At 73.3% G+C, this 14,977-nt stretch carries 12 protein-coding genes; 6 read left to right on the plus strand and 6 right to left on the minus strand.

The window, feature by feature from the left end:
* Positions 1-21: 21 nt before the first annotated feature.
* Genes ACZ7JA_RS00630 through ACZ7JA_RS00645 form a run of 4 tightly spaced genes read right to left on the minus strand, consistent with a single transcriptional unit; the run spans position 22 to position 4,274 of the window.
* Complete coding sequence (locus ACZ7JA_RS00630) at positions 22-669, minus strand: GTP-binding protein (RefSeq protein ID WP_351662780.1); 648 nt, start codon at positions 667-669, stop codon at positions 22-24.
* A complete protein-coding gene (locus ACZ7JA_RS00635; RefSeq protein ID WP_351662777.1) occupies positions 650-1,060 on the minus strand; it encodes a DUF742 domain-containing protein in 411 nt (136 codons plus the stop codon). The genes ACZ7JA_RS00630 and ACZ7JA_RS00635 overlap by 20 nt, the downstream gene beginning before the upstream one ends.
* Positions 1,057-1,554 (minus strand): roadblock/LC7 domain-containing protein, encoded by a 498-nt coding sequence (locus ACZ7JA_RS00640; protein ID WP_351662774.1) that lies wholly within the window; start codon positions 1,552-1,554, stop codon positions 1,057-1,059. Before ACZ7JA_RS00640 ends, ACZ7JA_RS00635 begins: the two co-directional genes overlap by 4 nt.
* Positions 1,551-4,274, minus strand: a complete 2,724-nt coding sequence (locus tag ACZ7JA_RS00645) for a sensor histidine kinase (RefSeq protein WP_470806690.1) — start codon at positions 4,272-4,274, stop codon at positions 1,551-1,553. Before ACZ7JA_RS00645 ends, ACZ7JA_RS00640 begins: the two co-directional genes overlap by 4 nt.
* Positions 4,275-4,658: 384 nt before the next feature.
* On the opposite strand from ACZ7JA_RS00645, the gene ACZ7JA_RS00650 reads away from it, so the two are divergent.
* On the plus strand, positions 4,659-5,447 hold the full coding sequence (locus ACZ7JA_RS00650) for a protein phosphatase 2C domain-containing protein (protein WP_401132236.1): 789 nt from the start codon (positions 4,659-4,661) through the stop codon (positions 5,445-5,447).
* Positions 5,448-5,456: 9 nt separating this feature from the next.
* On the opposite strand, the gene ACZ7JA_RS00655 is transcribed toward ACZ7JA_RS00650, so the two are convergent.
* Positions 5,457-5,948, minus strand: a complete 492-nt coding sequence (locus ACZ7JA_RS00655) for a MarR family winged helix-turn-helix transcriptional regulator (protein WP_351662765.1) — start codon at positions 5,946-5,948, stop codon at positions 5,457-5,459.
* A 228-nt stretch (positions 5,949-6,176) separates the two neighbouring features.
* Here ACZ7JA_RS00655 and ACZ7JA_RS00660 point away from each other — a divergent pair, with 228 nt between their 5' ends.
* Complete coding sequence (locus ACZ7JA_RS00660; RefSeq protein WP_351662762.1) at positions 6,177-7,001, plus strand: lysozyme; 825 nt, start codon at positions 6,177-6,179, stop codon at positions 6,999-7,001.
* Between the two features lie 130 nt (positions 7,002-7,131).
* Positions 7,132-9,504, plus strand: a complete 2,373-nt coding sequence (locus ACZ7JA_RS00665) for a SpoIIE family protein phosphatase (RefSeq protein ID WP_470806691.1) — start codon at positions 7,132-7,134, stop codon at positions 9,502-9,504.
* 97 nt (positions 9,505-9,601) lie between these two features.
* Here the strand turns inward: ACZ7JA_RS00665 and lon are convergent, their stop codons facing one another.
* On the minus strand, positions 9,602-12,022 hold the full coding sequence (gene lon / locus ACZ7JA_RS00670) for an endopeptidase La (RefSeq protein WP_351662756.1): 2,421 nt from the start codon (positions 12,020-12,022) through the stop codon (positions 9,602-9,604).
* Positions 12,023-12,160: 138 nt separating this feature from the next.
* Here lon and ACZ7JA_RS00675 point away from each other — a divergent pair, with 138 nt between their 5' ends.
* The 3 genes from ACZ7JA_RS00675 (at position 12,161) to ACZ7JA_RS00685 (ending at position 14,806) form a co-directional block, all read left to right on the plus strand.
* Positions 12,161-12,838 (plus strand): spermine/spermidine synthase domain-containing protein, encoded by a 678-nt coding sequence (locus tag ACZ7JA_RS00675; protein ID WP_470806692.1) that lies wholly within the window; start codon positions 12,161-12,163, stop codon positions 12,836-12,838.
* Between the two features lie 109 nt (positions 12,839-12,947).
* Positions 12,948-13,688, plus strand: coding sequence for a response regulator transcription factor (locus ACZ7JA_RS00680; protein ID WP_351662751.1), 741 nt, complete (start codon positions 12,948-12,950; stop codon positions 13,686-13,688).
* On the plus strand, positions 13,685-14,806 hold the full coding sequence (locus ACZ7JA_RS00685) for a HAMP domain-containing sensor histidine kinase (protein WP_351662749.1): 1,122 nt from the start codon (positions 13,685-13,687) through the stop codon (positions 14,804-14,806). The genes ACZ7JA_RS00680 and ACZ7JA_RS00685 overlap by 4 nt, the downstream gene beginning before the upstream one ends.
* Positions 14,807-14,977 lie beyond the last annotated feature (171 nt).

Below are 14,977 nucleotides of genomic sequence, written 5' to 3' on the forward strand. Positions count from 1 at the left end.
GGTGGTGCTCCTAGGTCGGGACTACTCGGGGGTTTCGTCCAGCGCGTGGCCGACGAGGGCCAGTAGGGTCTCGATCGCCGAGATCCGGCGCCGCGCGTCCATGATCATGACAGGGATGTGCGCGGGTATGGTCAGCGCCTCGCGTACGTCCTCCGGTTCGAAAAGCTCGCTGTCGTCGAAGTGGTTGACCGCGACGACGTACGGCAGTCCGCAGCTCTCGAAGTAGTCCAGTGCGGGGAAACAGTCCTTCAGGCGGCGGGTGTCGGCCAGCACGACGGCGCCTATCGCGCCGCGCACCAGGTCGTCCCACATGAACCAGAAGCGCTGCTGGCCCGGCGTGCCGAAGAGGTAGAGCACCAGGTCGTCGTCGAGCGTGAGGCGGCCGAAGTCCATGGCCACGGTGGTGGTCGACTTGCCCGGCGTGGCGGTGAGGTCGTCGGTGCCCTCGCTCGCCTCGGTCATCAGCGCCTCGGTCTGCAGCGGCGTGATCTCCGAGACGGCCGTGACCAGCGTGGTCTTGCCGACGCCGAAGCCGCCCGCCACCACTATCTTCGTGGCGGTGGGAGCCTGCGTCCGGTCCTGCTGCCAGGCCTTCAGGTCCTCGTCGGGTTCGCTGAACCCCGCGACGAGGGGGGCGACGCCCGTGGCGTCAGAGACGGCGGAGTCCACTCAGCACCCTTTCCAGCAGCGCGCGGTCCGGGCGGCCGGTGCCGTGACCGGTTCCGGTGCCGTACACACGGATCTTTCCCTGGTCCGCGAGGTCGCTCAGCAGCACGCGGACCACGCCGAGCGGCATCTTCAGCAGCGCGGCGATCTCGGCCACCGTGCGCATACGGCGGCACAGTTCGACGATGGCCCGCAGCTCGGGCATGACCCGGGTGGTGAGGGAGCCGTTCGTCAGTTCCCGGCGCTCCTCGGGGGCCTCCAGCGCGGCCACGAAGGTCTCCACGAGGAGCACGTGGCCGAAGCGGGTGCGGCCGCCGGTGAGCGAGTAGGGGCGGACCCGGGCGGGTTTGCGCTCGCCGCCGCGCACGGGAAGTTTGTTCGGTGTGCCGCTCATCGGGCGCTCCCCGTGGACTCGGCTTCCATGGATTTCCGCAGCTCGCTGCGGAGTTCGGGGGTCAGGACGTGTCCGGCCCGGCCGACGAAGAGCGCCATGTGGTACGCCACGACGCTCATGTCGCACTCCGCAGACCCGTGCACGCCGAGCAGCGAGCCGTCGCTGATGGACATCACGAACAGGCTGCCCTCGTCCATCGCGACCATCGTGTGCTTGACCCCGCCGAACTTCATCAGCTTGGCGGCGCCGACGGTGAGGCTGCCGATGCCGGAGACGATGGTCGCGAGGTCCGCGGCGGAGCCCCGGGGGCCCTTCGTCGGGCGGGACTGGCGGGACTGCTCGGCGTGGCCGGGGTCGGACGACAGGAGCAGCAGGCCGTCCGACGAGACCACGGCGACGGACTGGATGCCGGGGACTTCCTCCACCAGGTTGGTCAGCAGCCAGTGCAGGTTGCGGGCCTCCCTGCTCAGGCCGAAGGTACTGGGCGCGGTCAACTGCTTGCCTCCTCGACGGTGCCCCCCGTGGTCTCTTCGGTGCGTTCTGTGATCTCCGCCTCTACGTCCCGGTAGCCGGCCTGCGCTCCCTGGCGGAAGCCGCCGAGCCTGCGGCGGAGGGCGTCGGCGTCGACGGACGAGCCGCGCCGGCGGGGCTGGGCGGCGGCGGGAGCGGTGATCCTGGGTGTGCGCTTGGGGAGGCCCTTGCTGGTGAGCGCCTCGCCTTCGGCGTCCGCGGACTCGGTGCCACTCGCCTCGGCCGTGCGGCTCTCGGCGGCGGGCGCGGGCGGCACCGGTGGGGTGTCCTCGGCGCCGGCGGCCGCGGGCTGCGTGGCGACCTCCGGGAGCAGGAGTTCCATCGTCGTCTCGGCGAAGGTCTCCGCGGGTTCCTTCGGCCGGGTCGCGGTCTCCTCGGCGGCCGGCTCGGCGGCCTCCGCCCGCGCGTGGACCTCGGTGCCCTCCGCCGGACCGGCCTCGGCCTCCGCCTCGCGGGCGGCCTTCTCGGCGAGGGCGACCAGGGGGTCGGCGTCCTTGGTGCGGGCGTGCAGGACGTTGGAGTTGACCTCGGCGTCGGCACCCGGGAGGGAGAAGCTCTGGGTGTCCGAGAGGGTGGCCGGGCGCGGGGCCGCCGTCGCAGGCGCCTCGGCGAGCAGGGTCCGGGGCAGGACCACGACCGCCGCCACCCCGCCCTGCTTCTGCTCGCGCAGTTGCGTGCGGATGCCGTGGCGGTGGGCGAGCCGGGCCACGACGTACAGGCCGAGGCCGAGGCCGTCGTCGCCCTCCTGGTCGTACGGCGACTCGGGGTCGAACTGGGCGAGGCGGGCGTTGAGGCGGTCCAGGCGGTCGCCGGTCATGCCGATGCCCTCGTCCTGGACGGACAGCATGACCTCGCCGGACTCCAGCAGCCAGCCGGAGACCTCGACGGGCAGGTCCGGCGGGGAGAAGGAGGCGGCGTTCTCCATGAGTTCGGCGAGCAGGTGGGAGAGGTCGTCGGCGACGAACCCGACCACGTGGGCGTGCGGGGGCAGGGCGGCGATGCGGACGCGCTCGTAGCGCTCGATCTCGCTGACCGCCGCGCGCACCACGTCGACCAGCGGGACCGGTCCGTGGGACTGCTGGACGTGCTCGGTGCCGGCCAGGACCAGCAGGTTCTCGCTGTGCCGGCGCATGACGGTGGCGAAGTGGTCGAGCTTGAAGAGGGTGGCGAGCCGCTCCGGGTCCTGCTCGCGCTCCTCCAGGCCCTCGATCACCGCCAGTTGCCGCTCGACCAGGCCGAGGGTGCGCAGGGCGAGGCTGACGAAGGTGCCGCCGATGCTGGTGCGCAGCCGCTCCAGGTGGGCGGCGGACGCGTCGAGTTCGGCGCGCAGTTCCTCGCGGGCGTCGGCCATCTTCTGCCGCTGGCCGACCAGGTGCTTGCGGTCGGCCTCCAGGGTGGTCACCCGCTCCTGCAGGGCGGCGGCGCGCGCGTGCAGGGCGTTGACCGAGCGGACGACCTGGGCGAACTCATCGTTGCGGCCGGTGAAGGCGACCGGCTCCTGGCCCAGCGGGTCCTCCGCCTCGGCCAGCCGGGCCGAGCCGCGGCGCAGCACCGACAGCGGGCGGGTGAGGGTGCGGGCCATGGCGGTGGCGATGCCGACGGCGAGGAGCATCAGGGCGCCGAGGACGGCGATGCGGATCTCCAGCGCGGTGACGTCGTCGCCCCGGAGCTTCTCGAGGTCCTTGGTGCGGTGGTCGTAGAGGGCCGACTCGGCGCCCCGCATCAGGTCCACCCGGGCGGACAGGGCCGCGTCCAGCTTCCTGGCGCTGGTGGCGGGGTCGCTGCCGGTGAGGGTGGGCTGGTCGGTGAGGGCGGCGAGGTACTTCTCGGCCGAGTTGACCTCGGGGCCGGTGACCGTGGAGTCGTAGGAGGCGACGGACGCCTTGGGGGCGGTCTCTCGGAAGTCGGCGAGGGCCGCGTCGGCGCGCAGCCGGGCCTGCTGGGCGGCGGCGGTGAGCGCGTCGCGCTGCTTGCGGCCCTCCTCGGTGGGCTCGCTGGTCGTGCTGGGCAGGCCGGTGGCGGGGTCGATCACCGTCCGGGTGCTGGACGGGACGCCGAGCGCGGCCAGCAGCAGGCCCCGGGCGGCGGCGGACTGCTGGACGGCGGAGTCCAGTTCGGCGAGCGCGTGGCCGCCGGAGCCGGCCCGCGGCGGCATCGTGTCGGCCAGTTCGCCGGCGAGCCGGTGCAGCTCCGTGATGGTCGCGGAGTACGCCTGATGGGTCTTGAGCGCGTCCGACTTGCCGGTGAGCGCGGCATGCCGGACGGCGGCGACGCGGTCGAGGGCGGTGCGCAGGTCGGCCGGTGTGTCGGGGTCGGCGCGCAGGTCCTCGGCCTGGCGGTCGACGCGGGCGCTGCGCTGCTCGGTGGGCGCCTTGGACTTGGGCCGGCCCGCGGCTATGTAGGAGGTGACCTCGTCGCGTTCGTCGGCCAGCGAGTGGGCCAGCGCGAGGGCGTCCTGGGTGCGGACGGACAGGGTGACCAGTTCCTGGGAGTCGCTGACGTCCTGGGAGGCGGCGAGCAGCGAGGGTGCTCCCGCTCCGGCGATGGCGGCGGCCACCACGGTCACGGCCACGATCAGCCGGGTTCGCACGTGACGGGGGCGACCCGTGCCCACGGGGGTCTGTCCGACGCCCCCTTCGGGAGCCGTCTGCCTGCCTGTGCGCCGAGGCCACTTCTTCTGCACCGGTGCTCGCAATCCTGAACTCGTCTGCTCAAGGGCCCGGGTGGCGGCCCGTCGTCTCGGGGCCAAGTGGTGCGTACACCCGGTTCATACGGTTTCCGACCCTCCCAGCGCCGGTGGGCAGTGGTCGCGCATCACCTGACCCGCCACTCGAAGGAGTGAACATCGGAGGGGAGTTGGCGGGCAAGTTCCGGCGGCGCGTGCGGCGCGCGGGCGCGGCGGGCCGGTTGGACGCGCGCGGCAGGCTTTGGCAGTATTCGCCACCACGCGTTGCCTGAGTACGTCATTTGCCCCCAAAGCAGGCACCTGACCTGCGAGGCCGTGCCAATTCGGCGACCGATGGCCGCCTTTGGCGGAAGCTGTGAAGGGCTGGTGCAGACTGGCCGGATGCGAACAGATCTCGTTTCGGAACCCGGCGACGCGAACCGCCCCAACGAGGACTTCGCGGGCGTCGGACTACCCGCTTCCGGTCAGGGTGGTTGTGTGATCTTGCTGGACGGAGTGACGCCGCCGCGCGGCGCGACGGGTTGCACACACTCCGTCCACTGGTTCACGTCGCGGCTCGGCGGCGCGCTGACCGAACTGGCCGTTTCCGGCCGAGATCTGACGCTGCCGGAGGTCCTGTCGCGGGCGATCGCCCGGACGGCGGAGGCCCACGCGGACACCTGTGACCTTTCTCACCCGCGCACCCCGCAGGCAACCGTGGCCCTGGCCCGCTGGTCCGCCGACCTGGTGGAGTACCTGGTGCTGTCGGACGCGGCCCTGCTCCTGCAGGCCCCCGAGGGCGCGGTCACCGCGGTGCTGGACGACCGGCTGGCCCGGCTGCCCCGCTCCGCCCTGGCGACCGACGCGCTGGTCGACGCCAACCTCCGCAACCGGGAGGGCGGCTTCTTCACGGCCGCCGCCGACCCCTCGGTCGCCGCCCGCGCCGTCGCCGGCACCCTCCCGCGCGGCCGGGTCCGCGCGCTGGCGGCGCTGTCGGACGGCGCGACCCGCTGGACGGACCGGTTCCGGGAGGGCGACTGGGCGGACCTGTTCGCGCTCGTCGCCAAGGAGGGCGCCCGCTCGCTGGTCGACCGGGTGCGCGGGCTGGAGTCGGCGGACCGGGAGGAGCGGGCGTTCCTCGGCCCCGGCAAGACGCACGACGACGCGACGGTGGTGTTCGCCGAGCTGTGAGCACGCGGCTCAGCGCTCGGTGACGCCGTTCAACTCGTGCAGCAGTCTGGCCAGTTCCGCGACCTCGCGGCGGTCCCAGTGGGCCAGCTGGCTGACGTAGCGGGCGCGGCGGGCCTGGCGGACGGTGCCGACGCGGCGGCGGCCCTCGTCGGTCAGGGTGACCAGCCAGGCGCGGCCGTCGGCCGGGTCGGGCTCGCGGACGATCAGCCCCAGTTCCTCCAGGGCGCGGAGCTGGCGGGACATGGTGGCCTTGCCGACGCCGATGTAGGCCGCGAGCTCGGTGGCGCGCTGGCCGCCGAGTTCGTCGAGGCGGATGAGCAGACCGTAGGCGGAGGACTCCAGGTCGGGGTGGACCTCGCGGGCCATCTCGCCCTGGTTGGCCCGGGCCCGCCGGAGCAGCAAGGTCAACTCGCGTTCCAGTGCCAGGAATTCCTGGTCTGCACCACTGGGCGTCACCTGTCCGGTGACACGGCGTCCGTCGCCGTTTGCGTCCTCGTGCACGTCAGCACCCCTGATCGGTTTCGCCGTCCTGAAAGTTTTCGCCAACCGGCTTCATAGCCGCAGCTCTTCAAGTATTTCGCAGGCTTAGACCAACGGCAGAATCCGGAGCCTCTTCCCAGGGTGTCATCTACGTGCGTAGCTTCTGTGTCAGGCAAGCAATGACATGCCCACGCCAGTGGTCAAGCGGACACCCCACGATCCCCCCACCCCTCTCCCCGGAGGCACGTCATGCCCGTGCACAGACCTGGTTCCCTCCGCCCGCGCCCGCTCGCCGTCCTCGTCACGGCCCTGCTCATGGCGCTCGGCCTCGCCCTCCCGCTCACCACCGCCCAGGCGGCGACCACCCCCAGCCGCGGCTCGGCGTCCATGGGCATGGGGGTGGCCGCCCACGACGGGCAGCACGGCACCCCCAGCACCGGTGACGCGACCCAGACCGAGGGCGTCGACGTCTCCGGCTACCAGGGCAACGTCGCCTGGTCCACCCTCTGGAACAGCGGCGTCCGCTGGGCCTACACCAAGGCCACGGAGGGCACGTACTACACGAACCCGTACTTCGCCCAGCAGTACAACGGCTCGTACAACGTCGGCATGATCCGCGGCGCCTACCACTTCGCCACCCCGGACACCACGAGCGGCGCCACCCAGGCCAACTACTTCGTGGACCACGGCGGCGGCTGGTCCCGGGACGGCAAGACCCTGCCCGGCGTGCTCGACATCGAGTGGAACCCGTACGGCGCCGCCTGCTACGGCAAGACCGCGAGCGGGATGGTCAGCTGGATCGCCGACTTCCTCAACACCTACAAGGCGCGCACCGGCCGGGACGCCGTGATCTACACGGCGACGAGCTGGTGGACCGACTGCACCGGCAACTACGGCGGCTTCGCCGCCAACAACCCGCTGTGGATCGCCCGCTACGCCTCGACCGTGGGGACGCTGCCGGCGGGCTGGTCGTACTACACGATGTGGCAGTACACCTCCTCCGGCCCGACGGTCGGTGACCACGACAAGTTCAACGGCGCACTGGACCGGGTGCAGGCCCTGGCCAACGGCTGATCCCCGCCCCGCGTCCCACCACGGCGGCCGTCCCCGCGGACGGCCGCCGTTCCGCTGCGTTGGTGCTCCGCGCCGCCCGGGATCATTCTGGTCAGGGAGAGCCTGCCGGACAGGGGCGAGATGAGCGGCGATGGAGCGACAGTCCACGTACACGGCCACGGCCACCATCGATGAGCAGGGCATCCTCACCAGCTGGAGCGAGGGTGCCCGCAGGCTGCTCGGCTACGAGGACGCGGCCGTCGTCGGACGGCCCGCCGCCGCGCTGCTCGCCGCCGCGGACGGACCGGCGGTCCGGCACGCCCTGGCCGGCCACGACCGCTGGCACGGCACGGTCGCGCTGCGGCACCGGGACGGCCGGCGGCTGGAGCAGGGGCTGCTCGCCCACCGCCGGACGCGGCGCGCCGGCGAGTCCGGCTGGCTCGTGGTCACCGCCGTCGCGGACCGGCCGCAGCCGCCGCGCGGCGAACCGCTGGAGGAGTGGACCTTCATCCAGTCCCCCTTCCCGCTGGCGATCTTCGACACCGAACTGCGGCTGATGCGCGCCAACCGCCGGCTGGAACGGGCGCTGTCCCTGCCCGAGGCGGCGATGCGCGGGCTGCGGCTGACGCACATCGCGCCCGGGCCGGCGCGGGACGAGGCCGAGCGGACCATGCGCCAGGTGCTGGAGACCGGGGAGCCGCGCGAGGTGCGGGCCGTCCTCGGACCCGACCTCGACCGGCCCACCGTGCTCACCCCGCTCAAGGACGGCACCGGCGCGGTGCGCGCGGTCTGTCTCGCGACCCAGCGGCACGCCCCCGGCCCCGCGCTCCGGCAGCACGCCCCGGACGAGACCGCCGCGCACGATCCCATCGCCCCCGGCCTGGAGCGCACCGCGCGGGAACTGGCCGACGCCGCGGTCCCCCGGCTCGCGGACTTCACGGCGGTGGACCTCTTCGACTCCCCGCCCACACCCGGCGGCCCTCAGGACGCGTTCGGCGCCGGCGCCCGGCGGGCTGTCCTGCGCCGCGCCGCGGTGCGGGCCGAGTCCGACGACGGCGGCCCCCCGGCCGGGCCCGGGGTGGGCGGGACGGTCGCCTACGAGCCGGGGACGGCTCCCGCCGAGTCCCTGGCCACCGGCCGGTCCGTGCTGCGCGACTCCTCGGACCCGGTGGGCCCGGGGTGGGCGGCCGCGGACCCGGGCGCCGCGCGGCCGGGCCCGTCCGGCACGCACTCGCTGATCGCGGTCCCGCTGCTCGCCGAGGGCAGCACGCTCGGCGTCGCCCTCTTCGGCCGCGACCGGCGCAGGGAGCCGTTCGGCCCGCAGGACCTGCTGCTCGCCGAGGAGCTGGCCGCCCGGGCGGCCACCGGCCTGCACAACGAGCGACGGTACGCCCGGCCGCACCCCGCCGCCACGGCCGCGCAGCGCGGCCTGCTGCCGCACGCACCGCCCGGCCAGGACGCCCTGGACATCGCCGGCCGCCGTCTGCCCGCCGGCGCCCGGGCCGGGGCCGGCGGTGACTGGTTCGACGTGATCCCGCTGTCCGGGGCGCGCGTCGCCCTGGTCGCCGGCCACGTCGTCGGCCACGGGACGCGGGCCTCCGCCGCCACGGGCCGGCTGCGCACAGCGGTACGCACCCTGGCCGACGTCGACCTCCCCGCGGACGAACTGCTCACCCACCTCGACGACCTCGTGCTGCGGCTGGCCGCGGACGAGGGCGCGGACCCGGCCGGCGAGGCGGCGGGCGGCATCGGGACCACGTGCCTGTACGCGGTCTACGACCCGGTCTCGCGCCACTGCGCCCTGGCCCGGGCCGGCCACCCCCCGCCCGCCGTGGTCACCCCGGACGGCGCCGTCCGCCTTCTCGACGTGCCCGCGGGCCCGGCGCTCGGCCTCGGCGGGCGGCTCCCCTTCGACGCCCTGGAGACCGAGCTGCCCGAGGGCAGCCTGCTCGTCCTCTACACCGACGGACTGCTCGAGCCCCACGGTCCCGACGTCGACGAGGCACTGGACCTACTGTTCGGCGCCCTCGGCCGGCCCGCGCCGACCCTGGACGCGCTCTGCGACCGGGTGCTGACCGAGCTGACGACCCGTCGTCCCGACGACGACGCCGCCCTGCTCGTCGCCCGCACCCGGGCGCTGAGCGCCGACCGGGTGGCCTCCTGGGAGCTGACCAGCGATCCCACGGTGGTGGCCCGGGCCCGCAAGCACGCGAGCGACCAGCTCTCCGCGTGGGGGCTGGAGGAGGCCGCCTTCACCACCGAGCTGGTGGTCAGCGAGCTGGTCACCAACGCCATCCGCCACGGCCGGCCGCCCATCCGGCTGCGGCTGATCCACCAGGACCCCACCCTGATCTGCGAGGTCTACGACGCCAGCGGCTCCACCCCGCACATGCGGCGCGCCCGGATCTACGACGAGGGGGGCCGGGGCCTGCTGCTGGTCGCCCAGCTCTCCGAACGCTGGGGCACCCGGCACGACCGGGTGGGCAAGACCGTGTGGGCGGAGCAGTCGCTCTCCGCGGACTGAGCCCGGCGCCCGCGGACGCGGTGAGGGGCGCCCGCGGACGCGGTGAGGGCCCGGGTCCCGTGCGGGACCCGGGCCCTCCCTCATCCGGGGGCGTCCGTCACGCCGCCACCGGAACCTCCGGCTCCGCGCCGTTCGCGGCGGGCGCGAGGGCCAGCTCCAGGACCTGGCGGACGTCGGTCACGGCGTGGACGTCGAGCCTGTCCAGCACCTCGGCCGGGACATCGTCCAGGTCGGGCTCGTTGCGCTTGGGGATGATCACGGTGGTCACCCCGGCGCGGTGGGCGGCGAGCAGCTTCTGCTTCACCCCGCCGATCGGCAGCACCCGGCCGGTCAGCGAGACCTCGCCGGTCATCGCCACGTCGGTGCGGACCAGCCGGCCGGAGAGCAGGGAGGCGAGGGCGGTGGTCATGGTGATGCCCGCGCTCGGCCCGTCCTTCGGGACCGCGCCCGCCGGGAAGTGGATGTGCACGCCCCGGTCCTTCAGGTCGCCCACCGGCAGCTCGAGTTCGGCGCCGTGGCTGCGCAGGAAGCTCAGCGCGATCTGCGCCGACTCCTTCATCACGTCGCCGAGCTGACCGGTCAGGGTCAGTCCGGCCGCGCCGGTCTCCGGGTCGGCGAGGGACGCCTCCACGAAGAGCACGTCGCCGCCGGCGCCGGTGACCGCGAGGCCGGTGGCCACGCCCGGGACGGAGGTCCGGCGCTCGGCCGGGTCCTGGGCGGACTCGGGCACGTGGTGCGGGCGTCCGATCAGCGCGCGCAGGTCCTCGTCCCGGACGGTGAACGGCAGCTCCCGCTCACCGAGTTCGTGCTGGGCCGCGACCTTGCGCAGCAGCCGGGCCAGGGACCGCTCCAGGGTGCGCACGCCCGCCTCGCGGGTGTACTCGCCGGCGAGCCTGCGCAGCGCGCTCTCGTCGATCGTGACCTCGTCCCGGTCAAGGCCGGCCCGCTCGAGCTGGCGCGGGAGCAGGTGGTCACGGGCGATGACGACCTTCTCGTCCTCGGTGTAGCCGTCCAGCCGGACGATCTCCATCCGGTCCGCGAGCGCCTCCGGGATGGCCTCCAGGACGTTCGCGGTGGCGAGGAAGACCACGTCGGAGAGGTCGAGTTCGACCTCCAGGTAGTGGTCCCGGAAGGTGTGGTTCTGCGCGGGGTCGAGGACCTCGAGCAGGGCCGCCGCCGGGTCGCCCCGGAAGTCGGAGCCCACCTTGTCGATCTCGTCGAGCAGCACCACCGGGTTCATGGACCCGGCCTCCTTGACGGCGCGGACGATCCGGCCGGGCAGCGCGCCGACGTACGTGCGCCGGTGGCCGCGGACCTCGGCCTCGTCCCGTACGCCGCCGAGGGCGACCCGGACGAACTTGCGCCCCATGGCGTGCGCGACGGACTCGCCGAGGCTGGTCTTGCCGACGCCGGGCGGGCCCACGAGCGCCAGCACGGCGCCCCCGCGCCGCCCGCCGATCACGCCGAGGCCGCGCTCGCCGCGCCGCTTGCGCACGGCCAGGTACTCGGTGATGCGCTCCTTGACGTCCTCGAGCCCCGCGTGCTCGGCGTCGAGCACGGCCTTGGCGCCCTGGATGTCGTAGGCGTCCTCGGTGCGCTCGTTCCACGGCATCTCCAGCACCGTGTCCAGCCAGGTCCTGATCCACGAGCCCTCGGGCGACTGGTCGCTGGACCGCTCCAGCTTGTCGACCTCCTTCAGGGCGGCCTCGCGGACCTTCTCCGGCAGGTCGGCGGCCTCGACGCGGGCGCGGTAGTCGTCCGACTCCTCGCCGTCGCTCTCGCCGTTCAGCTCGCGCAGCTCCTTGCGGACGGCCTCGAGCTGGCGGCGCAGCAGGAACTCGCGCTGCTGCTTGTCGACGCCCTCCTGGACGTCCTTGGCGATGGTCTCGGCGACGTCCTGCTCGGCGAGGTGGTCGCGCAGTTGCTGGGTGGCGAGCTTCAACCGGGCCACCGGGTCGGCGGTCTCCAGCAGCTCGACCTTCTGCTCGGTGGTCAGGAAGGGCGAGTACCCGGAGTTGTCGGCGAGCGCCGAGACGTCGTCGATGGCCTGGACCCGGTCCACGACCTGCCAGGCGCCGCGCTTGCGCAGCCACGCGGTGGCCAGGGCCTTGTACTCCTTGACCAGGTCGGCGACCTGGCCGGGCAGCGGTTCAGGCACGGTCTCGTCGATCCGCGCGCCCTCCACCCACAGGGCCGCGCCCGGACCCGTCGTGCCAGCGCCGATGCGCACCCGGCCGCGGCCCCGGATCAGCGCGCCCGGGTCGCCGTCGGCCAGCCGGCCGACCTGCTCGACGGTGCCGAGCACACCGGTCTTCGCGTAGGTGCCGTCGACGCGCGGCACCAGCAGGACCCTGGGCTTGCCGGGCTCCGAGCGGGCGGCGGCCTGCGCCGCCTCCACCGCGGCCCGCACCTCGGCGTCGCTCAGATCCAGCGGGACCACCATGCCGGGCAGCACGACCTCGTCGTCGAGCGGCAGCACCGGCAGTACGAGCGTGAACGCCGTGGACTCAGCAGCCATGATCTCCCCTTAGGCAGTCAACTTGAGCTATGCCGACTCAATGTCCGACGGCTCGCGGTTGTTCCCGGCCCGCCGTTCGCTGTGAGCGATCACCGAAATCCCGGTGCCCCTGACGCCGGATCAGAGCAGGATGGGCGCATGACTGCCGCGTACGACTCCCCCGTGGTCCTGGACCGTCGCGAAGGCCCGTACGGCGAGGTGGTGCTGCGCAGGCACGGCGCGCTGCTGCAGATCATCGCCAACGGCTGCTTCCTGATGGACACCTCCGACGGCCGCTCGGAGCGGCTGCTGGTGGACGCCGCGTACGACGCGCTGAACGGGCGCCCGGCGCCCGAGGTGCTGATCGGCGGACTGGGCGTGGGGTTCTCGCTCGCGCACGCCGCGGCCGGCGGACGCTGGGGGCGGATCACCGTCGCCGAGCGGGAGCCGGCCGTCATCGACTGGCACCGCCGGGGCCCGCTGGCGGAGGTGTCCGCCGCGGCGCTCGGCGATCCGCGCACCCGGATCGTCGAGGCGGATCTGCTCACTTATCTGAAGGAGACATCGGACACGTTCGACGCTTTGTGCCTCGACATCGACAACGGTCCGGGCTGGACCGTCACCGAGGACAACGGCGGCCTCTACTCCCCGGCCGGACTCGCCGCGTGCGCAAGGGTGTTGAGGCCGGACGGGGTGTTTGCAGTATGGTCGGCCGAACCCTCTCCGGAATTTGAAGGAACCTTGCGGAATGCCGGATTCCGTCAGGTGCGTACCGAAGAGGTCCCCGTTGCCCGGGGCGTTCCGGACGCCGTACACCTCGCCGTCCGCCCTGGATAGCGACGGCACGGCCTGTCCCCGTAATGTGCTGCCCTGGCGCGGATCATTCAAGCGTCAATCGCAGTCATGGGATCACCCCACTGATTCCGGAAAGCAACAGGGGCGGGCGATGGAGCAGACACACACCTCCCAGACCGGCGCGGCCACGACCACCCCCGGCGCACAGCGCCGGGTGCTGGTGGTCGAGGACGATCCCACGATCGTCGACGCCATCGCGGCCCGGCTTCGCGCCGAGGGATTCCTCGTGCAGACCGCGGCCGACGGACCGGCCGCGGTGGACACGGCCGAGGCCTGGCAGCCCGACCTGCTGATCCTCGACATCATGCTGCCCGGCTTCGACGGCCTCGAGGTCTGCCGCCGCGTGCAGGCCCAGCGCCCGGTGCCGGTGCTGATGCTCACCGCGCGCGACGACGAGACCGACATGCTGGTGGGCCTCGGGGTCGGCGCCGACGACTACATGACCAAGCCGTTCTCGATGCGGGAGCTGGCCGCGCGGGTGCACGTCCTGCTGCGGCGGGTGGAGCGGGCGGCCGTCGCCGCCTCCACGCCCCGCTCGGGCATCCTGCGGCTCGGCGAGCTGGAGATCGACCACGCGCAGCGCCGGGTGCGGGTGCGCTCCGAGGACGTCCACCTCACGCCCACCGAGTTCGACCTGCTGGTGTGCCTGGCGAACACCCCGCGCGCGGTGCTCTCCCGCGAGCAGCTGCTGGCCGAGGTGTGGGACTGGGCGGACGCCTCCGGCACCCGGACCGTGGACAGCCACATCAAGGCGCTGCGCCGGAAGATCGGCGCCGAGCGGATCCGCACGGTGCACGGCGTCGGGTACGCGCTGGAGACGCCGACGCCATGAGCGCAGGGCGGGAGGCCGCACGGAGGAGCCCCGGGAACTCCGCGGAGGAGCCCTGGGGCGGCGTACGCCCGTTCTCGATCAAGACCAAGCTGGGCGCGCTGGTCGTCATCTCGGTGCTGATCACCACGGGTCTGTCCATGATCGCGGTGCACACCAAGACGGAGCTGCGCTTCATCACGGTCTTCTCGATGATCGCCACACTGCTGATAACGCAGTTCGTTGCCCATTCGCTCACCGCCCCGCTGGACGAGATGAACACGGTCGCCCGCTCGATCTCGCAGGGCGACTACACCCGCCGGGTGAGCGAGGGCCGCCGGGACGAGCTGGGCGACCTCGCCGTGACGATCAACGTCATGGCGGACGAGCTGGAGGCTCAGGACCGCCAGCGCAAGGAACTGGTGGCGAACGTCTCGCACGAGCTGCGCACCCCGATCGCGGGCCTGCGCGCGGTGCTGGAGAACATCGTCGACGGGGTCACCGAGGCCGATCCGGAGACCATGCGGACGGCCCTGAAGCAGACCGAGCGGCTCGGCCGGCTCGTGGAGACGCTGCTGGACCTGTCCCGGCTCGACAACGGCGTCGTACCGCTGAAGATGCGGCGCTTCGAGGTGTGGCCCTACCTGTCCGGCGTGCTGAAGGAGGCCAACATGGTCGCCTCCGCGCGCGCGGGCATCGCCTCGGGCTCCGGCAGCCACACCCGGACGGACGTGCACCTGCACCTCGACGTCTCCCCGCCGGAGCTGACCGCGCACGCGGACCCCGAGCGCATCCACCAGGTGGTCGCCAACCTGATCGACAACGCGGTCAAGCACAGCCCGCCGCACGGCCGGGTGACCGTGAAGGCGCGGCGCGGGCCGCAGCCGGACTCGCTGGAGCTCGAGGTGCTCGACGAGGGCCCGGGCATCCCGCGGTCGGACTGGCACCGCGTGTTCGAGCGGTTCAACCGCGGCGCGGTGACCCGGCCGCACGGTCCGGGCAGCGACGGCGGCACCGGCCTCGGCCTGGCGATCGCCCGCTGGGCCGTCGATCTCCACGGCGGCCGGATCGGTGTGGCCGAATCCGAGCGCGGCTGCCGGATCATTGTCACTCTTCCGGGAGAGACTTCCATCCGAAGTTGACGTAGGGTCCGAACCGGAACCTCAAGATCCACGAGCGTCCGCGCAGCCGGACACGTGTGATCAGGGGCGGGCCCCGAAGACGCGTGCCGCAAGGCCGCGCCGGGCCCCGCTCGGCGATCCCGCGCACCCTCTCACGCATCCGGAACCACACTTGTTTCCCGCCATATCAAG

Source organism: Streptomyces sp. NPDC038135 (assembly GCF_055601245.1).